The 18,846-nt window shown below is 75.2% G+C and carries 16 protein-coding genes and 1 riboswitch; of the genes, 9 read left to right on the top strand and 7 right to left on the bottom strand.

What is annotated here, in order from left to right; all coding sequences use genetic code 11:
* Positions 1-20: 20 nt before the first annotated feature.
* Positions 21-500, bottom strand: a complete 480-nt coding sequence (locus tag AB0G14_RS04975) for a YbjN domain-containing protein (protein WP_357693821.1) — start codon at positions 498-500, stop codon at positions 21-23.
* 113 nt (positions 501-613) lie between these two features.
* On the opposite strand from AB0G14_RS04975, the gene AB0G14_RS04970 reads away from it, so the two are divergent.
* Positions 614-3,070 (top strand): DNA translocase FtsK 4TM domain-containing protein, encoded by a 2,457-nt coding sequence (locus AB0G14_RS04970; protein WP_357693819.1) that lies wholly within the window; start codon positions 614-616, stop codon positions 3,068-3,070.
* Positions 3,071-3,401: 331 nt separating this feature from the next.
* Here AB0G14_RS04970 and AB0G14_RS04965 read toward each other — a convergent pair whose 3' ends face one another.
* Positions 3,402-3,716: a multidrug efflux SMR transporter gene (locus AB0G14_RS04965; RefSeq protein WP_357693817.1), complete on the bottom strand. Its 315-nt coding sequence runs from the start codon at positions 3,714-3,716 to the stop codon at positions 3,402-3,404.
* A gap of 62 nt (positions 3,717-3,778) precedes the next feature.
* Positions 3,779-3,843, bottom strand: a riboswitch (guanidine-III (ykkC-III) riboswitch).
* Between the two features lie 97 nt (positions 3,844-3,940).
* On the opposite strand from AB0G14_RS04965, the gene AB0G14_RS04960 reads away from it, so the two are divergent.
* From AB0G14_RS04960 to AB0G14_RS04930, 7 genes are all read left to right on the top strand, one after another.
* Complete coding sequence (locus AB0G14_RS04960) at positions 3,941-4,864, top strand: ornithine cyclodeaminase family protein (protein WP_357693815.1); 924 nt, start codon at positions 3,941-3,943, stop codon at positions 4,862-4,864.
* Positions 4,865-4,993: 129 nt separating this feature from the next.
* Positions 4,994-6,496 carry a 30S ribosomal protein S12 methylthiotransferase RimO gene (gene rimO, locus AB0G14_RS04955; RefSeq protein WP_357693813.1) on the top strand — a complete coding sequence of 501 codons (1,503 nt, stop codon included), beginning with the start codon at positions 4,994-4,996 and terminating at the stop codon, positions 6,494-6,496.
* Between the two features lie 77 nt (positions 6,497-6,573).
* On the top strand, positions 6,574-7,167 hold the full coding sequence (gene pgsA / locus AB0G14_RS04950) for a CDP-diacylglycerol--glycerol-3-phosphate 3-phosphatidyltransferase (RefSeq protein ID WP_357693811.1): 594 nt from the start codon (positions 6,574-6,576) through the stop codon (positions 7,165-7,167).
* Positions 7,168-7,336: 169 nt separating this feature from the next.
* A complete protein-coding gene (locus tag AB0G14_RS04945) occupies positions 7,337-7,894 on the top strand; it encodes a CinA family protein (protein WP_357693809.1) in 558 nt (185 codons plus the stop codon).
* Between the two features lie 251 nt (positions 7,895-8,145).
* Positions 8,146-8,589: a helix-turn-helix transcriptional regulator gene (locus AB0G14_RS04940; protein ID WP_350683725.1), complete on the top strand. Its 444-nt coding sequence runs from the start codon at positions 8,146-8,148 to the stop codon at positions 8,587-8,589.
* A gap of 208 nt (positions 8,590-8,797) precedes the next feature.
* Complete coding sequence (locus AB0G14_RS04935; RefSeq protein ID WP_357693807.1) at positions 8,798-9,670, top strand: PspA/IM30 family protein; 873 nt, start codon at positions 8,798-8,800, stop codon at positions 9,668-9,670.
* A 28-nt stretch (positions 9,671-9,698) separates the two neighbouring features.
* Positions 9,699-10,478 (top strand): hypothetical protein, encoded by a 780-nt coding sequence (locus AB0G14_RS04930; RefSeq protein WP_357693805.1) that lies wholly within the window; start codon positions 9,699-9,701, stop codon positions 10,476-10,478.
* Between the two features lie 81 nt (positions 10,479-10,559).
* Here AB0G14_RS04930 and AB0G14_RS04925 read toward each other — a convergent pair whose 3' ends face one another.
* The 3 genes from AB0G14_RS04925 to AB0G14_RS04915 form a co-directional block, all read right to left on the bottom strand.
* A complete protein-coding gene (locus AB0G14_RS04925) occupies positions 10,560-14,207 on the bottom strand; it encodes a hypothetical protein (protein ID WP_357693803.1) in 3,648 nt (1,215 codons plus the stop codon).
* Positions 14,208-14,455: 248 nt separating this feature from the next.
* A complete protein-coding gene (locus AB0G14_RS04920; RefSeq protein ID WP_357693801.1) occupies positions 14,456-15,304 on the bottom strand; it encodes a zinc finger domain-containing protein in 849 nt (282 codons plus the stop codon).
* Between the two features lie 40 nt (positions 15,305-15,344).
* Positions 15,345-16,151 carry an SAM-dependent chlorinase/fluorinase gene (locus tag AB0G14_RS04915; protein WP_357693799.1) on the bottom strand — a complete coding sequence of 269 codons (807 nt, stop codon included), beginning with the start codon at positions 16,149-16,151 and terminating at the stop codon, positions 15,345-15,347.
* Between the two features lie 178 nt (positions 16,152-16,329).
* Between AB0G14_RS04915 and AB0G14_RS04910 the strand changes: the two genes are divergently transcribed.
* Entirely contained in the window at positions 16,330-16,914 is a 585-nt protein-coding gene (locus AB0G14_RS04910) for a hypothetical protein (protein ID WP_357693797.1), read from the top strand.
* A 176-nt stretch (positions 16,915-17,090) separates the two neighbouring features.
* Here AB0G14_RS04910 and AB0G14_RS04905 read toward each other — a convergent pair whose 3' ends face one another.
* Positions 17,091-17,483, bottom strand: a complete 393-nt coding sequence (locus tag AB0G14_RS04905; RefSeq protein WP_357693795.1) for a DoxX family protein — start codon at positions 17,481-17,483, stop codon at positions 17,091-17,093.
* A 96-nt stretch (positions 17,484-17,579) separates the two neighbouring features.
* Positions 17,580-18,503 (bottom strand): RNA polymerase sigma-70 factor, encoded by a 924-nt coding sequence (locus AB0G14_RS04900; protein ID WP_357693793.1) that lies wholly within the window; start codon positions 18,501-18,503, stop codon positions 17,580-17,582.
* Positions 18,504-18,846 lie beyond the last annotated feature (343 nt).

The raw sequence follows: 18,846 nt of genomic DNA, 5'->3' as shown, positions 1-18,846 counted from the left end.
CGGCTCCCCGCCCCGGCCCGTCACGCCACGACTCCGCCGGGCAGCCGGGCGACCTCGGTGGCGAGCTGGCAGCCGGTGGCGATACCGCAGTCGAGCAGCTGGTCGAGCTGGTGCGGGGTGACGCCGCGCTCCAGGTCGGTGATGACCTCGCCGCAGACCCGGGCCCGCCCGTCGTCCTCGACGTGCACGAAGGCCTTCGGCCAGAGCCGGTCGTGGTTCCACGCGTTGCAGAAGGCGTGCAGCGCCGGCACGTACTCGATCGGGAACGTCGGCGCGGCCAGGGTGCGGACCTGGAGCAGCTCACCGGCGGCGCCCGGCCGCAGGAACCAGATCAGGCTGTCGGCCCAGCGGCCGACCAGGTCGCCGTCCGCGTCGGCCTGGACCACGTACCCCCGGCTGCGCAGCACGGCGGCGATCAGCTCACCGGTCAGCGGTCGCAGCGCCGCCGGGTGCCCGGCCAGGGGGCCGTCCGGAGCGTCCTCGATTCCCGGCGACGCCATCGGGCATCCCTTCTGAGACAGATATCACGTGAAGCGGCGGGGTCCGCGCTGCGACGCGCGGACACGACCCGGAAAAGCGGCGATCTGCCGGGTCACGCCGTTAAGTTGATGCTATGGCGGGCCGTACCTCTCAGGCGAGTCGGCGGCGCGGCGCGTCGCCGCGTGGCACCACGAACAGTCGTGCCCGCCAGCCGGCGAAGAAGACCGCCCGGGCGGCCCCCCGGCGGCGGCCCGCGGCGCGGCCGGGCCCGGGGCTCCTCGTCGGACGCGCGGTCGGCGCACTGTGGATGGGGCTGGCGCACGGCGTCGGCTGGACGTTCCGCGCCGCCGGCCGGCAGGCCGCCTCGGCCCGCGGGCTCGACCCGGAGCACCGCCGCGACGGCGCGGGGCTGCTGGTCTTCGGCCTCGCCCTGCTCAGCGCGGTGGCCATCTGGTTCTCCGGCGCCGGCCCGGTCGGCGAGCAGTTGGCCGACACCGTCCGGCTCTTCCTCGGCGCGATCGCCATCGTGGTGCCGGTGCTGCTGATGATCGGGGCCTGGCGCCTCATGCGCGAGCCCGGCGACCCGGAGCACCGCGGCCGGGGGCTGGTCGGCTGGGGTTCGATGCTGGTCGCCACCGCAGCGATGCTGCACATCGGGCAGAACCCGGTCGACGCGGTCCAGCGCGACTTCGCCGGCGGCCTGGTCGGCGCGGGCGTGGGCAGCCTGCTGGAGCGGGCCGTCACCGCCTGGGTCGCCGTGCCGCTGCTGATCCTGCTGCTGGTCTTCGGCCTGCTGGTGGTCACCGCGACACCGATCAACAAGATCCCGGAGCGGCTCGGCCTGCTCGCCGGCACCCTGGTCGCCCCGCCGGCGGAGGAGGAGACGGACGAGGCGCCCGCGAAGCCCGCCCGCAAGCGCGCGACGAAGCGGGCGGCGCCGCCGCCGGTCGACCCGGCGGAGTTCGACGACGACCTCGACGGGGCGGACCTCCAGGAAACCCTCGTGCTGCCCCGCAAGCCTCGCGGCAAGGTCCCGGCCAGCCGCAAGCCGGTCGAGCCGCCGGAGCACTCGCCCGCACCGACCCGGGCCGAGCAGCTCGCGCTGACCGGGCTGGCCGGCGACTACACCCTGCCGCCGGCGAACATGCTCAGCGGCGGCGCGGCCCCGAAGAGCCGGAGCAGGGCCAACGACGAGGTGATCGCCGCGCTCACCGGCGTCTTCGAGCAGTTCGACGTGGACGCCGCCGTCACCGGCTTCACCCGCGGGCCGACCGTCACCCGCTACGAGGTGGAGCTGGGCCCGGGCGTCAAGGTCGAGCGGATCACCCAGCTCTCCCGCAACATCGCGTACGCGGTGAAGTCGCCGGACGTGCGGATCCTCAGCCCGATCCCGGGCAAGAGCGCGGTCGGCGTGGAGATCCCGAACACCGACCCGGAGAACGTGGCGCTCGGCGACGTGCTGCGCTCGCGGGCCGCCACCAGCGACCACCACCCGATGGTGGTGGCGCTCGGCAAGGACATCGAGGGCGGCTACGTGGTGGCCAACCTCGCCAAGATGCCGCACATCCTGATCGCCGGCGCGACCGGCGCGGGCAAGTCGTCCTGCCTTAACTCGCTGCTGGTGTCCATTCTCACCCGGGCCACGCCGGACGAGGTGCGGCTGCTGCTGATCGACCCGAAGCGGGTCGAGATGACCGGCTACGAGGGCATCCCGCACCTGGTCACGCCGATCGTTACCAACGCCAAGAAGGCGGCGGACTCGCTGGAGTGGGTCGTCCGCGAGATGGACATGCGCTACGACGACCTCGCCGCCAACGGGGTCCGGCACATCGACGACTTCAACCGCAAGGTGCGCACCGGCGAGATCAAGGCCCCGCCGGGCAGCGAGCGGGAGATGCGCCCGTACCCGTACCTGCTGGTGATCGTGGACGAGCTGGCCGACCTGATGATGGTCGCCCCGCGCGACGTGGAGGACTCGGTCGTCCGGATCACCCAGCTCGCCCGGGCCGCCGGCATCCACCTGGTGCTGGCCACCCAGCGTCCCTCGGTCGACGTGGTCACCGGCCTGATCAAGGCGAACGTGCCGTCCCGGCTGGCGTTCGCCACCTCCTCCCTGGCCGACTCGCGGGTCATCCTCGACCAGCCGGGCGCGGAGAAGCTGCTCGGCCGCGGTGACGGTCTCTTCCTGCCGATGGGCGCCTCGAAGCCCATCCGGATCCAGGGCGCCTGGGTGACCGAGCGCGAGATCGCCGACGTGGTGAAGTTCTGCAAGGACCAGCGCGAGCCGGAGTTCCGCCCCGACGTGCTCGCCGCGCCGGACAGCGGCAAGAAGAAGATCGACGAGGACATCGGCGACGACCTCGACCTGCTGGTGCAGGCCGTCGAGCTGGTGGTCACCTCGCAGTTCGGCTCGACCTCCATGCTGCAACGCAAGCTGCGGGTCGGCTTCGCCAAGGCGGGCCGGCTGATGGACCTGATGGAGACCCGGGGCGTGGTCGGCCCGTCGGAGGGCTCCAAGGCCCGCGACGTGCTGGTCAAGCCCGACGAGCTGGAGGAGGTCCTGGTCGGCCTGCGCGGCGGCGAGGAGTGACGCCGACCGGGCGCCGACACGTCGCCTGCTCCCTTGTCCCGCCCTGGTCGGCCGGGTCGGACACGGACGGGCCCGCCGGAAGCCGGCGGGCCCGTCCGTGGGGGAGCGGCGGTCAGGAGTTGTAGAGGGCGGCGCCGATGACCATGCCGATGATCGCGCCGGCCACGCTGGCGACGGCGGTGTACCAGCCGAGCGGCTTGTCGCCGAGCACGGCGCCGACGATCCCGAGGATCAGGCCGGCGAGGCCGAACAGCGGCGGCAGGAACAGGATCGCGATGACCGCGAAGACGAAGCCCAGGATGGTGCAGATGCGGGCCGCGCCGTGCGGTCCTCAGTGGAAGATCTTCAGGCCCACGATGCCGGCGATCACCAGCAGGAGGCAGGCGATCCGGGGCAGGTTGGCCGGCTCGTTCAGGGCGAGCATCCCGACCAGGGCGGTGCCGACCGTCCCGATGCCGACCCAGACGGCGTAGCCGGTGCCGACCGGGATCTCGCGCAGCGCGTACCCCAGCCCGGCCATGCTGAGCACCAGGGTCACCGCGAAGACCGCCGACGGGACGGGACGGCTGAAGCCGGCGCTGCGGTCGAGGGCGATCGCCCACGCCGTCTCGAGGAGTCCAGAGATCACCAGCACGATCCAGGCCATTGAAGATCACCTCTGCGGTTGCGCCCGGACCTCCGGGGCCGGGACGAGTCGGGTCTGCACGTCACGCGGGCGTCTTGGCCTGACCGGGTACGCCCACCACTCGTCCGGGACGGCCGTGGCCGTCAGGGCCGACGCTAGCACCGGACGGGACGTGCCGGAGGAGGGTGGTGAGCCCCGCCACCCCTCGTTGACCTTAACTTGACTTCAACTTGCAGTATGGGCGCATGCCGCTGCTCTTCTCCGACGCCGAGGTCACCGCCGCGCTGGACGCCCCCACCACCGTGGCGGCCATGCGGGACGCCCTGCTCGCCGCGTACGCCGGCCGCCTGGTGGCCCCGCCCCGGGCCGCCGCGCCGCTGGGTGGGGGGCGGATGGTGCTCACCGCCGGGCACCTCACCGGCGAGTGGTACGGCTTCCGCTCGTACGACACGTTCGGGCACCCGGAGAGCGAGCAGGTGGTGGTGCTGCACGACGGGCGTACGGGGGCGGTCCGGGCGGTGGCGGTCGGGGAGGAGTTGGGCTCCCGCCGCACCGGCGGGCTCGGCGGGGCCGCCGTGGACGCCCTGGCCCGCCCGGACGCCGCCACCCTGGGCGTGGTCGGCTCGGGCCGGCAGGCGTGGACGCAGGTCTGGGCGGCGGCCGCGGTCCGCCCGCTGCGCGAGGTCACGGTGCACAGCCGCTCCGCCGTCCGGCGGGAGGCGTTCGCCGCCCGGGTGCGCGCCGAGCTGGGCGTGCCGGCGCGCGCCGTGGAGTCGGCCCGGGCCGCCGTGGCCGACCGCGACGTCGTGGTGCTCGCCACCACCAGCGTCACCCCGGTGCTCGACGCCGCCGACCTCGCTCCCGGCACCCACGTCAACACGGTCGGCTTCAAGCAGGTCGACCGGCACGAGTTCGGCCCCGACCTGCTGGACGCCGCCGACCTGCTGGTCACCGACTCGCCGGCGCAGGCCACCGCGTACGACCCGCCGATGCTCGCGGCGCTGCCGGCGTACGCCGGGCGGCTGCGCGACCTGGGCGCGGTGCTGGCCGGCGCGGTGCCGGGCCGGACCGGCGCGGACGAGGTCTCGGTCTTCTGCTCGACCGGCCTGGCCGGCACCGAGGTGTTCCTGCTCGACCGCCTGGTCCGGGTCGGCGCGGCGACCGTCTGACCGGCGCGGCACCCGTCACCCCGCCCGCCAGGAGCGTCAGGAAGGGCCCCTTGCTCCACCAGGGGCGTCGCGTGCCCTTTCTCGCAGGACGGGCGTGCGTGGGGGTCGCGGACGGCCCGGTACCCTCGGATGGTGTCTGCCACCTCCCCTTCCGACAACTCCGCCGGCCGCCGCGTCGCCCTGCTGACGCTGGGCTGCGCCCGCAACGAGGTCGACTCGGAGGAGTTGGCCGCCCGGCTGCACGCCGACGGCTGGCAGGTCACCACCGACGGCGAGGGCGCCGACGTGGTGGTCGTGAACACCTGCGGCTTCGTGGAGAAGGCGAAGCAGGACTCCATCCAGACCCTGCTGGCCGCCGCCGACACCGGCGCGAAGGTGGTCGCGGCCGGCTGCATGGCCGAGCGGTACGGCCGTGAGCTGGCCGACAGCCTCCCCGAGGCGCAGGCCGTGCTCAGCTTCGACGACTACCCGGACATCGCCGCCCGGCTGGACGCCGTGGTCGCCGGCGAGGCGATCCACGCGCACACCCCGCGCGACCGCCGTGAGCTGCTCCCGCTGACCCCGGTCTCCCGCCGGGACAGCGCGGTGTCGCTGCCCGGCCACGGCACCCCCGCGCGGGGCGTCACCGAGACCGACGAGCACACCCCGGCACACCTGCGCCAGGTGCTGCGCCGCCGGCTCGACACCGGCCCGGTCGCCTCGCTGAAGCTCGCCAGCGGCTGCGACCGGCGCTGCGCGTTCTGCGCCATCCCCGCCTTCCGCGGCGCCTTCGTCTCGCGTACGCCGGACGAGCTGCTCGCCGAGGCGGAGTGGCTGGCCAAGACCGGCGTCCGCGAGCTGGTGCTGGTCAGCGAGAACTCGACCTCGTACGGCAAGGACCTGGGCGATCCCCGGGCGCTGGAGAAGCTGCTGCCGCAGCTCGCCGCGATCGACGGCATCGTCCGGGTGCGGGCGAGCTACCTCCAGCCGGCCGAGACCCGGCCCGGCCTGGTCGAGGCGATCGCCACCACGCCCGGCGTGGCCCCGTACTTCGACCTGTCGTTCCAGCACTCCAGCGAGCCGGTGCTGCGCCGGATGCGCCGCTTCGGCTCCACCGACCGGTTCCTGGAGCTGCTGGCGAGCGCCCGCGCCCTGGCCCCGGAGGCGGGTGCGCGGAGCAACTTCATCGTCGGCTTCCCGGGCGAGACCCGCGCCGACTACCAGGAGCTGGTCCGCTTCCTGACCGAGGCGCGGCTCGACGCGATCGGCGTGTTCGACTACAGCGACGAGGACGGCACCGAGGCCGCCGGGCTGCCCGGCAAGGTCTCCGCCGCCACCGTCAAGCGCCGGTACGACCGGCTCGGCGCGCTCGCCGACGAGCTCTGCTCGCAGCGGGCCGAGGAGCGGCTCGGCTCCACCGTCGAGGTGCTGGTCGACTCGGTCGCCGACGGCGTGGTCGAGGGGCGGGCGGCCCACCAGGCCCCCGAGGTCGACGGCTCGACCACCCTCGTCGCGCCGTCCGGCGGCGGGGTGGACCTCGCCGCGCTGCGCCCGGGCGACCTGGTGCGGGCGACGGTGACGGGCACCGAAGGGGTGGACCTCGTCGCGGTCCCGGATGAGATGATCTCGGCTGCGCCCGGCGCGGCACGGTGACGGCGGGCCCGGACAGAGCGGGGGAGCCACGTGGTGGGGTGCCAGGTGCGCCACGGCGGCCGGAGCCGGGGGCGGCGGTGACCGGGGCGACGGATTCCACGCCGGCGCCGGTGGTGGCCCGGGTGCCCGTGCTGAACGCGGCGAACGCGCTCACCGCGCTGCGGCTGGTCCTGGTGCCGATCTTCGGCGCGTCCCTGGTCATCTCGGGGATGACCCACGCCGGCTCGCAGATGGCCGCCTGCCTGATCTTCGCCGTCGCCTCGGTGACCGACCTGGTCGACGGCTGGATCGCCCGCCGCTTCGCCCTGGTCACCTCGGTCGGCAAGGTCGCCGACCCGATCGCCGACAAGGCGCTCACCGGCGCCGCGCTGCTGCTGCTCTCCTGGTACGACCGGCTGCCCTGGTGGGTGACCACGGTGATCCTCGCCCGCGAGCTGGGCATCACCGCGCTGCGCTTCTGGGTGATCCGGCACGGGGTGATCGCGGCCAGCCGGGGCGGCAAGATCAAGACAGCGCTCCAGATCCTCGCGATCACCTGGTACCTGTGGCCCATGCCGGCCGCCCTCGCCGCCGTCGGCCCGTGGATCATGGCCGCGGCGGTCGGGGTCACGGTGGTCACCGGTTTCGACTACGTCGCCCAGGCCCTGCGCCTGCGCCGGCCCGCCTCCTGACCCGGTCTCCCGGCGGCGCTCCGGCGCAGCAGGCCGAGCTCGGCGGCCATCCGGACCGACCCGGGCCGGCACAGCTCGGGCGGGCCGGGGATCCAGGCCGCCCACCCTGTGATCCTGTCGGCTCGGGGAGGATGAGTAGGCCCGGCGGGGCGGGGGAAGGAGCTGGGACATGGAGAGTGACGCGGCCGGCGCGCGGCCGGTGGGCAGCCCGGCGGCGGGCGTGGTGCACAGTCTGGCGGAGCGCCACGAGACCCTGGCCACGGTGGAGTCGTTGACCGGGGGGCTGCTGGCCGCCTCGATCGTGGAGATCGCCGGGGTGAGCGGCATCTTCCGGGGCGGGCTGGTGGTCTACGCCACCGAGTTGAAGTCGCAGCTCGCCGGCGTCGCGGAGGATCTGCTGGCCGACCGCGGGCCCGTCGACCCGGATGTGGCGGTGGCCCTGGCGGAGGGCGGGCGGCGGCGCTGCGGGGCCGACTGGGGTCTGGCCACGACCGGGGTGGCCGGCCCGGAGCCGCAGGACGGCAAGCCGGTCGGGCTGGTCTACGTGGCGGTGGCCGGGCCCGCCGGGGCCGACGTCCGGCAGCTCGACCTGGACGGTGGCCGCGACCACATCCGCTCCGCGGCGGTCGTCGAGGCGCTGCGGCTGCTCGCCGAGCGGATCCACCGCGCCGACGCGGGCGAGGCCGAAGCCGGGCGGACCGACACCGCCGCCGCCGGGCGGCACTGAGCCGACCCGCGGGTCGGGTCGGGTCGGGCCGGGCCCGGCCCCGCAAGCCGAGCCCGACCCCCGCAACGCGGGCTCGGCGTCCCACGCCGAGCCGATCCCACAGGCTGAGCAGACTCCGCAATCCGAGAGGCGGGGTGGGATGTCGGCGGGGCCGGCAACGGGTACGGTTGCGGGAAGGCTCCGACGGTCGGAGCCGGCACGACGTGCCGGACGGCCGCGCGAAACAGCGGTGTCCCTCAGGGGAGGTGCGAATGGTCCTGCTACGCCGGGTTATCGGTGACGCACTGCGGGCGCGCCGGCAGGGGCAGCACCGCACCCTGCGCGAGGTCTCCTCCGCCGCCAACGTCAGCCTGGGCTACCTCTCCGAGATCGAGCGCGGCCAGAAGGAGCCGTCCAGCGAGCTGCTGGCGGCGATCTGCGACGCGCTGGGCGCCCGCCTGTCCGAGCTGCTGCGCGAGGTCAGCGACACGGTCGCGCTCGCCGAGCAGATGCCGGGCGTGCTCGTGCCGGTGCAGGACGAGACCGTCGACACCGCCGGGGTGACCACGGTGCGCAAGGCCACCGGCCGGGGCGTGCACCAGGTCAGCTCCGACGGCAAGGTCGCCGTCCAGGTCCGCCAGGATTCGCCGCTGAAGGCCACGCTGCGCACCTCCCGCGTCCGCGGGGGCGACCGCGACGTGGTCTGCGCCGCCTGACCCACCCACCCCACCCCCGTTCGCGTCCCATGGTCGCGGTGGCGACCGCCGCGTAGGGTTGATCGCGGACGGCGTCGGCGCTCGCTTCGCTGGCCGGTACGGATGCCCCGGTGGCGTCCGGCTGGGACGATGGAGCCACTGCCGCGCCGCAGCCGGCCGGGCCCGCCCGGCCGAGGCGGAGCGACGCTACTGAGGGGATACCGGGGAGATGGCTAACCCGTTCGTCAAGGGTTGGAAGTACCTGATGGCGCTGTTCGGCGCCAGGATCGACGAGCACGCCGATCCCAAGGTGCAGATCCAGCAGGCCATCGAGGAGGCCCAGCGCCAGCACCAGGCGCTCGTCCAGCAGGCTGCCGCGGTGATCGGCAACCAGCGGCAGCTGGAGATGAAGCTGTCCCGCCAGATGTCGGAGGTCGAGCGGCTCCAGGCCAACGCGCGCCAGGCCCTCGTCCTCGCCGACCAGGCCCGCGCCCGGGGCGACGAGGCCGAGGCCAACCGCTACGAGCACTCCGCGCAGACCCTGGCCACCCAACTGGTCTCCGCCGAGCAGGCCACCGAGGACCTGAAGACCCTGCACGACCAGGCGCTGGGCGCCGCCGCCCAGGCCCGCCGGGCCGTCGAGAACAACTCGATGATCCTCCAGCAGAAGCTCGCCGAGCGCACCAAGCTGCTCAGCCAGCTGGAGCAGGCCAAGATGCAGGAGAGCGTGGCCCGCTCGCTGGAGTCGATGTCGGCGCTGACCGCGCCCGCCAACACCCCCTCGCTCGACGAGGTGCGCGACCGGATCGAGCAGCGGTACGCCACCGCGATGGGCCGCGCCGAGCTGGCCGGCAACTCCGTCGAGGGCCGGATGCTGGAGATCCAGAAGGCGACCCTCGACTCGGCCGGCTCCGCCCGGTTGGAGCAGATCCGGTCGAGCATGGCCGGTGAGCAGCTCGGCGGCAGGCAGGAACGACCGCCCGTCGCGCGTACGGAGCCCGCCGCGCCGGCCGCCGACCCGGCCGCCGCCGCCCGGCTGGACGAGATCCGGGCCAGCATGGGCCGGGAACGCGGCACCGGGGACACCACCGCCGCCGGCTGAGGCCGGTCAGGTCGAGGAGGCAGCAGAGGTGGCAGACGAGCGCACGCGATACTTCCGGCACCTGAGTCGGTTGCGGCGGTCCGCCCGCCGGTGGAGCGTCACGGCAGGGGGCCTCGGCGGCGCGGCCGCCGTGCTGACCCCGTACGCCGGGCTCGGGCTGCCCGACGCGGCCTGGGCGGCCGGGGCGGGCGGGGCGGTGGTGCTCGCCGCCTGGCGCTGGGTCGACCTGCGCGCGCTGGCCGCCCGGCCGGCGCCGCCCGCGCTCGACCCGGCCGAGGCCGCCGCCCGATCCCGCGCCCGCTTCGTCGCCGCCGTGGAGCGGCTCCCCGCCGGCCCCGGCGTGCTGGCCGAGGTGCGCCGGGTGCGCTCCCGGGTGGCGCTGCGCGGCACCAGCGCCGCCGAGCCGTGGGCCCGGCTGGACCGGGCCGCCCTCACCCTCGCCGGGATGGCCGGCCGGCTGACCGGGCTGGCCGGGCCCGCCGTGTCGGAGGCGGCCGACGCCGACCGCTCGCTGCGGGACCTCGCCGGCCGGGTGGCCAGTGTCGAACGCGCGCTGCGGCTCGCCCCCGACGACGCCCGACCGCCGCTGGCCGAGGCGCACCGGGCGTTGGCCGGCCAACTGGAGCAGGGCGTCGCGGCGTACGAGCGGCTGGTCGTGGCCGCCGCCGGCTACGTCGCCGAGGACGCGCGTCCCGACGCCGACCACCCGGCCGCCTCCCGCCTGACCGAGGCGACCGACCTGCTGCACGGGGTCGCCTCGGCGCTGGCCGAGCTGCGCGGCGCGGGCGCGCCGCTGCGCACTCCCTGATCAGGCGGGCCGCTGCGCACTCCCTGATCAGGCGGGCCGCTGCGCACTCCCTGATCAGGCGGGCCGCTGCGCACTCCCTGATCACGGCGGCGTCGTGACCGGCACCGGGCCGGTGAACGGGGAGCTGCCGACGACGTTGAACGACCGGATGCGGTAGTGGTAGGTGACGCCCCGCGCCAGGCCGGTGTTGGTGAAGCCGCGGCCGGTGACGGTGAAGGTCGACACCTCCCGGCTGAATGCCGGGTCCAGCGCCCGCTGCACGATGAACCCGGCCCCCGGTCCGGCGGGGGTGCTCGACGACCAGCCGAGGATCACCGTCGCCGTGTCGGGCCCGGGTGCCGTGGCGGTGGCGGTCACCCCCGTGGGCAGGCCCGGGGCCGGCGGCGTGGTCGCCCGGGCCACCGTCGACCAGGGTGACGCGGCCCCGAGGTAGGTGCTCCGCACCCGGTAGTAGTACGTGGTGTCCGGGGCGACCGCCGCGTCGAGGTGGTTGTCGCCGACCCCGATCGCCGTGGTGCCCGGCCCGCTGCTGAAGGTCGGGTTGGTGGCCCGCTGCACGTCGATGCCGGTGGCGTAGGAACGGTTGGTCCAGCGCAGCGCGATCCGCAGCGGAGCGGCCGGCGGGATCGCCGCGGTCAGCCCCGCCGGCGCGGCGAGCTGCACCGACGCCGGCACGCTGTTGGACCAGGTGGAGCAGCTCACCGCGTTCTCCGCCCGGATCCGGTAGTGGTAGGTCGCCCCGGGGGTGACGGTGGCGTCGGTGTAGCGGCTCGCCGTGGCCGCCACGGTGATCGCGGTCAGCCCCTGCGTGAAGGTGGCGTCGGTGGCCCGCTGGAGCAGGTGGCTGGTGGCCGCCGGGCGGCTGCCGTTGCCCGTCCAGGCCAGCGCGATCGCCGGCAGCGCCGTCGCCGAGCCCGGGGCCGGGGTCGCGGTCAGCCCGGTCGGTGCCCTGGGCGAGACCCGCAGCACCAGGGGCCGGGTCATGCCCTGGTCGCGGTGCCCGGCGAGCTGGCTGTGCCAGTGGTACTCCCAGCCCAGGTTGACGAGCTGGTTCACCACCAGCGACGGCCGGCCGTCGATCGGGCTGACCGGGGTCGAGCCGGTCCGGGCGCCGGCCGGCCGGGCCGGGTCGAGCAGCCGTACGCTGTCGCCGATCTTGAACGGCAGGGGCGGCGCGACGGGGCGCAGGGCGACGATCACGTCCTCCCGCGGGTTGACCCGGACCACCTGCTTCCAGCCCCGCTCGGCAGGGTGCGGCGGGCGGGTGGCGCCGTCCCAGCCGACCCGGTTGACCAGTTGGACGTCGCAGCCGGCGAACCGCACCGGCTGGGTCTGCCGGCTGTTGCCGCGGATGCGCCAGAGCTGGGTGCCGTCGGCGGGCGCGCCCACTCCGACGGCCGGATCGCTCACGTGCAGCACCTCGGTGGCCGGATCGGTCGGGCCGAGCGGCAGGGTGGTGGGGGCGAGCGGCCCGGCGTGCGGGTGCCCGACGCCCAGCCGGCCGACGAGCCGGCCGTGCTCCGGTTCGAAGACCTGCTGCACCGCCTTCACCTGCAACGGGAGGAGCACCGGGGCGGCGCCGGCGGTCGGCACGAAGCTGACCGTGGCGGCGTGCACCGGGACGACCGTTTCCCGGCCGGTACGGGTGCCGAACGCCGCGTCGTACGCCGCCTGCGGCACGATCGGCGGGCGCTGGCTGGCCGCGTACGCGCGGGGCAGGCGGTCCCGCAGCCGGGCCAGGTCGTACGGCGGCGCCGGGGTGCCGGCGACCCGGAACTGGAGCAGCGTGCGGGTGTTCGGGCCGTACCCGGGGCGGGTCGGCGGCGGGCCGCCCTCGGCGGTGCGGTCCGGGGCGCCCGTGTGGTGGTCGGCGCGCGGGTCGAAGCCGGGCAGCGGGGCGGGGCAGTCGTTGTAGAGGATCACCGTGCCGCCCGGCGGCACGGTCGAGAAGTCGACCAGCACGTCGGCCACCTCGCCCGGGGCGAGCAGCAGCGCGTGCGAGTCGACGTTGAGCACGGTCGGGTCCCGGCGGTCGTACCGGTAGCCGACCGGCTGGTTGGGCACGACCACCGGCGCGGGGAGCAGGCCGCCCTCGTTGCCGATCTGGACCAGCTCCGGGCCGGCGGCGCGCGGGTCCGGGACCCCGCCCTCGCGCCCGTCCGTCGGCCAGCCCGCCGGACGGTCCGGCGCGCGGACCGCCTCCACCATCGGCACCTCGCCGGCGTCCGCGTCGGCCAGGTCGCCCTCCGGGTCCCACATCGGGCCGTCGGAGCGGGCCCGGTAGAGCTGGAGGTTCAGGCCGCGGTCCAGGCAGGCGTTGAGGACCCGGAAGCGGTACGTCCGCGGCTCGACCTCCAGGTACGGGTACGCGATCCCGTTGACGAGCATGGTGTCGCCGAACGCGTCCGGCACCGCCGACGGGTGCGGGACGCCGGGCGTCAGCGGCGGCTCCTCCGGGTCCGTGACCGGGTCGTGGTGCGGGTTCGGCACCGGGCCGGCGTCGGGCGTCCCGGGGTGCTCCCGCGGCCCGGGCTCGTCGGCCGTACGCGACCACGGGCCGTAGTCCCACCGGCCGGTCGGGTTCGTCCCGTCGGCGCGGTGCGGGTTCTGCCGGGGCTGGTAGACGTGCGGGTGCCAGAGGCTGCCCCGGGAGCCCCAGCGGTCCCGGTCCCAGGTCGGGTCCTCCCCGGCGAGCTGGGTGTCGTCCGGCACGAACGTCTTGTCCTCGATCACCAGCGGGAGCTGGTCGGCGGGCAGTACGCCGTCGGCGACGAGCTCCTCCTCGGCCGGGTCGGTGAGCAGGTAGAGCGCGAGCTGCCCGGAGTAGACGGTCAGCCGGGCCAGGCCGACGGTGTTGTCGTGGAACCAGCACAGCCGCCCGCTCTGCTCGTTCGGGTAGTAGAGCGTGGTGGCACCCGCGCCGGGCGGCGGCATGTCGGGGACGTGGGTCGGGCCGATCCCGTTCGGGTACGGGGTGATCTCGCCCGCCGGGGTCACCCACTGCCAGGGGTTGCCGGCGCTGATCCACCCGGTGTGCGCGCCCGCCAGGCGCAGCACCGCCCGGTTCTGCGGGTAGGGCGCGGGCCCGTCGAGCGGGCCCGTCCCCGCGCCCTCGACGGTCGGGTCGACGGGCAGGAAGAGCTCCCCGGCCCGGCCGGTGGGGAGGTGGTTGATGAACTTGACCCGGACCGGGCGGCCCCGGCGGGCCAGGATGACCGGGCCGAGGTGCCAGGGGCGCCCCGCCGGCACGACCGTGTTGTGCCCGTCGGCGTCCGTGCCGAGGTTGAGTTGGCGGTAGCCGCGCAGCCGGGTCGCCGGCAGGTCCCGGTGCAGCCGCTGCGCGTACTGCTCCAGGACGATCTCGTAGTAGTCGCAGCCCGGGTAGCTGATGGTGTCGGGCACCGCCACGGGGAGGTGGCCGCCCAACTGGGTGTGGCCGAGCGTGCCGAGGCCGGGCAGCGCGTCGACGAACTTGCGGATGCCGGTGCCGGGCACCACCCGGCCGTCGGCCCCGACGACCGGCAGCGGGCTGCGGGCGTAGTTCGGCACCGGGCCGAAGCAGCGCGGGACGGCCGCCGGGTCGAGGCTGGCCGGCACCACGACCGGCTCCTCCACGCGCCGGGCCGCCGGGACTGGCCCCGCCGCCGGGCGGGACCCGGCGGGGGCGCCGTTCCCGGTGCGGGGCGCCGCCCGCTCCCACGGGATCCGGAGTCTGCGGAACAGGTCCATGGCTCTCCCCGGTGTCCGGGCGCGCGGCCCGCCACGGCGGCGTGGCGGCCCGGTCGCGCGTCGCTGACGATGCGTGAGGAGTCAACCGCAGCATGCGACGCGACGGCGGGGTTAGGAAGTACCCAATCGTCCGTATCTGTGGCGGGGACGCGACTTTCCCGCCACACCGGCGGAGTGTCTCGCCCGACACGCCGGCCCCACGTCGGCCGGCCGGTGGCGGAGGGAGGGCCGACGTGCCCCCGGGGTCGTCAGCCGGCCGGGCGTTCGGGCTGGCAGACGGGGCACCAGTAGGTGACCCGCGCGCCCAGCTCCTCCTTGCGGATCGCGGTGCCGCACCGGCGGCAGGGCTGGGCGCGCCGCCCGTAGACGTAGCTGGTCTGCCCCCGGTGCAGCGACCCGGTGGTGCTCTGCGTCCAGCGGCCCCGGTTGGCCGCGAGCAGCTTCTGCGCCAGGGCCACGGTGCCGGCGAGATCCGGCACGGCGCGTACCGGCGTCCACGGCGACACGCCGCGCAGGAACAGGATCTCGCACTTGTAGAGGTTGCCGACGCCGGCCAGGTTGCGCTGGTCCAGCAGGGCCTCGCCGATGGTGACGTCCGGGTGTGCGGCCAGCCGGCGTACCGCCTCGGCCGGGTCCCAGTCCGTGCCGAGCAGGTCGGGGCCGAGGTGGCCGACCAGCGAGTCCTCCTCGGCCGTCGGCACCAGTGCCAGCTCGTGCAGGTGGTAGCCGACGGCGACCGCCTGCGGGGTGCGCAGCACCACCCGGATCAGGTGCGCCGGCCGGGCGGTCCACCGTTCCCCCGGCGCGTACGCCCGCCAGGCGCCCTTCATCCGCAGGTGGGAGTGCAGCGTCCAGCGCGCCCCGCCGCCTCCCGGAACGGCGCCTCCCGGTGCGTTTCCCGGCGGTGCGTCCTCCGGCGGCGCGACGAGGCGGAGCAGCAGGTGCTTGCCCCGGCTGACAGACTTCCGCACCGTCCAGCCGGTGAGGTCGGTCGCGGCGAGCTGCGGCACCCGGAATTCGCTGCCGGTCAGGCGGGCGCCCGCCAGCGTGCGGTGCAGGACGCGGGCGGTGTTCCAGACGGTGTCGCCTTCGGGCACCCGTCCATCCTCCCTCGCCGCCCGGGACCCGGCGCCGCGGTCACCCGGCCGTGACGCGCAGCAGGTCGCCCGGCGCCACCGTGAGCAGGTCGACCGCCCGGCCGCCGTTGACCGCCACGGCGACCAGGCCGGCCGAGTCGGCGTGCACCACCAGCCCGCCCGCCGGGGCGTCCCCGAAGGTGCGGCCGTGCACGGCCTCGCGCCCGGCCCCCGGCTCGACGTCCGGCCGCACCCGCACCCAGGCCGGCAGCGGCGCCAGCAGGTCGGCCGGCGCCGCCAGTTGCACGTTGCCGAAGTGGTCCACGGTCAGCACCTCGGCGGTGAAGCCCGCCGCCTCCGGCCGGACGACCGGCGCCGGCAGCCGGACCAGGGTGGCCGGGTCGACGGCCGGGCCGGCCCCGGACAGCGGGGCGCCGAGCGCCAGCCGAGCGGCGACGGGCGCGAAGACGTCCCGGCCGTGGAACGTGCGGGACACCTCGGGCGCGAGCCAGTCCGGAGCGGTCAGTTCGACGGCCGCCGTGACCCCGCCCAGCGCCTCGGCGGCGTCGACGAGCAGGCCGTTGTCCGGCCCCACCAGCAGCCCGCGCGGCGCGGCCAGGGCGACGCCCCGGCGGGCGGTGCCGACGCCGGGGTCGACCACCGCCACGTGCACGCCCTCGGGCAGGTGGGGCACGGTCTGCGCCAGCACCGCCGCGCCCCGGCGCACGTCGGCCGGCGGCACCAGGTGGGTCACGTCGATCACCCGGGCGGCCGGCGCGAGCCGGGCGATCATCCCGTGGCAGGCGGCCACGAAGCCGTCGGCGAGACCGTAGTCGGTGGTCAGCGAGATCCAGGGCGTGCGGTCCATGCCGGGCAGGCTAGCCGCCGGTGGTGAGCCGCAGTTCGAGGATCAGCTCGTCGTGCAGCGGGACAGCGCGTCGACCGCCGCGCGGTCCCCGGCCCGGGGCGGCGCTGGCGGATATGGGACAGCCGGATGGCCGACCGGCCACTGCCGGGACGGGACCGGGTTGGGCAGACTGCCAGGGGTGACCAACCGGAGCCTGCCCGCCGTCGCGGTGCTCGTGATCGCCGCCGCCCTGACCGCCGCCTGCGGGGACGACGCGGAGGAACCGCCGCCTGCCGCGCCCCCGGCCGCCTCGGCGTCGACGCCGGCCGCCGACGTGCCGTCGGGCTCCACGGGGGCGCCCGGGACGGCCACGACGCCCGCCGCACCGTCCACCGGCGCGGGTCCGGCCGGGCCGAGCGCCGGGACCACGGAGCGTCGCCCCGCCAGCCCGCCGCCGGTGGCGTTGCCCGTCCGGCCGACCGGGACGCCCGGCGCGCGGCAGGTCGTCGACGCGTTCAAGGCGGCCGGGCTGAAGGTGCCGAACCCGCGGGACCGCTCGGTCGACTGCGGGCCGGACGGCCTCGGCCTGGGCTGCTCCGAGCTGATCGCCACCGACGCCGTCACCGTCTACGTCTTCCCGGACGAGTCGAGCGCCAGCGACATCGCCGAGACCTGGGGCGGCCAGTCCTTCCGGCGTGGCACCGTGGTGCTCAACTACCTGGAGGCGAGGACGCCCAAAACTGACCGCGCCAGGTACGAGAAGGTCCTCACCGGCCTGCGCTGACGCGCCCGGGCATCCGGCAACCCCGGCCGCCCATCCGTCGTCGGACGCCTGGTGCCGAGCACGGCCGCGTCGGTCGCGTGGCGGGTGCCCGGCAGGCTCGCCCCGGGGACGCTGTCGAGCTGCCCCGCCTGTGAGACCGCAGCACCGAGCCCGCACCTGTCGACCTGCTGACCCCGTCAGCCGGTGAAGGACTCGGGGCCGAAGCGGCCCCACGCCACGAAGGCGGCCATGGCGAGATAGACCAGATCGGGCACGATCGTCACCGTCTCGCCACGGCGGAGGCGCATGGTCGCCGCGCCGGCGAACAGCAACGCCACACAGGTGGCGGTCACCGGCACCAGAACCGGCGCGATGTCGAGGACCGCGGGCAGGACCAGGCCCGCCGCAGCCAGGATTTCGAGGGTTCCGATGACCCTGAGGGTGCCGGGGCTGAAATCCAGGACCCATTCCGCGGCGTGGCCCCCCATGGAGGCCATCTTCTCCCTGGGTACGAACATCTTGGAGGTGCTGACCAGGAGGACAACGGTCAGCAGCCCGGTGGCGATCCACAGCCAGCGGTTGAGGTCCATCGGTTGCTCCTTGCAGGGTGGTCGTAGCGATTGTCGTTCCTGCGTGGCGGTGGCCGGTGCCGGCTGCGCGTCAGCGACTCCGGTCCCGTTCTCACGTCAGTCCGTGGGCCGGCGAGCCTGGTGAAACGTGCGGGCGACCGCCCAGGCGTCGGCCACCGAACCCAGGTGCTGGAGCTTGTCGGGGTTGATCACCAAGCGGATCGCCTGGATCTGCCCGTCGAGGATGTCGAGCGCCAAGGCGTTGACCGCTCTGTTGTCCCGGTCGCGGAAGATCGCGCCCGGCTGGCCGTTCACCTCGTGCGGCTCCAGGACGCCGCCGATCCGGACCATCGGCGCAGCGGCCGCGGCGAGCACCCGGGCCACGTTGTCGGTGCCGATGATGGCCCTGGGCAGTTGCGGGGCCTTGCCACCGCCGTCGCTGACCATCTGCACGTCGGCGGCGAGGAGTTCCCGTAACCCGTCGAGATCGCCTTCCCGGAAGGCGTCGAAGAAGCGTTCGGCGAGTTCCTCGCGCTCCCTGCGGTCTGCCTCGAACCGGGGCCGGCCCGCGTCCATGTGGCGGCGTGCCCGCACCGCGAGCTGGCGGCACGCCGCCTCCGAGCGGCCCACCGCCGACGCGATCTCCCCGAAGCCGAACCCGAACACCTCCCGCAGCACGAAGACCGCGCGCTCGAGCGGACTGAGCCGCTCGAGCAGCAACAGCGCCGCCATCGACACCGAGTCGGCCAGCTCCGCCGACCGCTCCGGATCCTCGTACGGGTCGGCCAGCAGCGGCTCGGGCAACCACTGCCCGACGTACTCCTCCCGCCGCAGGCGGGCCGAGCGCAGCACGTTGAGCGCGACCCGGGTGACCACGGCCGAGAGAAACGCCTTGGTCGAGGTGGGTCGTGTCGGGGAGGCCTCGTAGCGCAGCCAGGTCTCCTGGACCGCGTCCTCGGCCTCGCTCACGCTGCCGAGAATCCGGTAGGCGATCGCGAACAGCAGCGACCGCAGCTCTTCGAACTCCTCGGCCCGGGTCACGCCGGCTCCTCCCTGAGGCACTGCCGCCACGGCGGATCGCGCCGCTCCCACCCGAGCTCAGTCACCACGGAGCGGGGCCGTTGCGATCGATGAAGGTCCCGGTCGGCCCGTCGGCGTCGATCATCGCGAGTGCGACGATCGAGTCGGTGGTGGTCGCGCGAGCCGAGGAAGATCGTCCAACCCTGCTCCCCGAGCCGGCGGGCGGCGTCAAGACCAGGTCCCTTGTTGCCTCCAGTGATCAACACAGAGGTCTGTTCCGAGTTCGTCATACCCCCGAGACACATACGCCTGCCCGGCTGTGACACGGTGAGCGCTGCGTCACAGCCACTCCACCAGGAGCCCC

Source organism: Micromonospora sp. NPDC023814 (assembly GCF_040639595.1).
Classification (GTDB): domain Bacteria; phylum Actinomycetota; class Actinomycetes; order Mycobacteriales; family Micromonosporaceae; genus Micromonospora.
This window is presented reverse-complemented; position numbering and strand designations above follow the sequence as displayed.

What these genes read in the sequence shown, in the direction of transcription:
- AB0G14_RS04975 (WP_357693821.1), bottom strand. Translation starts at nt 500, where the DNA reads ATGGCGTCGCCGGGAATCGAGGACGCTCCGGACGGCCCCCTGGCCGGG.
- AB0G14_RS04970 (WP_357693819.1), top strand. Translation starts at nt 614, where the DNA reads ATGGCGGGCCGTACCTCTCAGGCGAGTCGGCGGCGCGGCGCGTCGCCG.
- AB0G14_RS04965 (WP_357693817.1), bottom strand. Translation starts at nt 3,716, where the DNA reads ATGGCCTGGATCGTGCTGGTGATCTCTGGACTCCTCGAGACGGCGTGG.
- AB0G14_RS04960 (WP_357693815.1), top strand. Translation starts at nt 3,941, where the DNA reads ATGCCGCTGCTCTTCTCCGACGCCGAGGTCACCGCCGCGCTGGACGCC.
- rimO (WP_357693813.1), top strand. Translation starts at nt 4,994, where the DNA reads ATGGTGTCTGCCACCTCCCCTTCCGACAACTCCGCCGGCCGCCGCGTC.
- AB0G14_RS04945 (WP_357693809.1), top strand. Translation starts at nt 7,337, where the DNA reads ATGGAGAGTGACGCGGCCGGCGCGCGGCCGGTGGGCAGCCCGGCGGCG.
- AB0G14_RS04940 (WP_350683725.1), top strand. Translation starts at nt 8,146, where the DNA reads ATGGTCCTGCTACGCCGGGTTATCGGTGACGCACTGCGGGCGCGCCGG.
- AB0G14_RS04935 (WP_357693807.1), top strand. Translation starts at nt 8,798, where the DNA reads ATGGCTAACCCGTTCGTCAAGGGTTGGAAGTACCTGATGGCGCTGTTC.
- AB0G14_RS04925 (WP_357693803.1), bottom strand. Translation starts at nt 14,207, where the DNA reads ATGGACCTGTTCCGCAGACTCCGGATCCCGTGGGAGCGGGCGGCGCCC.
- AB0G14_RS04915 (WP_357693799.1), bottom strand. Translation starts at nt 16,151, where the DNA reads ATGGACCGCACGCCCTGGATCTCGCTGACCACCGACTACGGTCTCGCC.
- AB0G14_RS04905 (WP_357693795.1), bottom strand. Translation starts at nt 17,483, where the DNA reads ATGGACCTCAACCGCTGGCTGTGGATCGCCACCGGGCTGCTGACCGTT.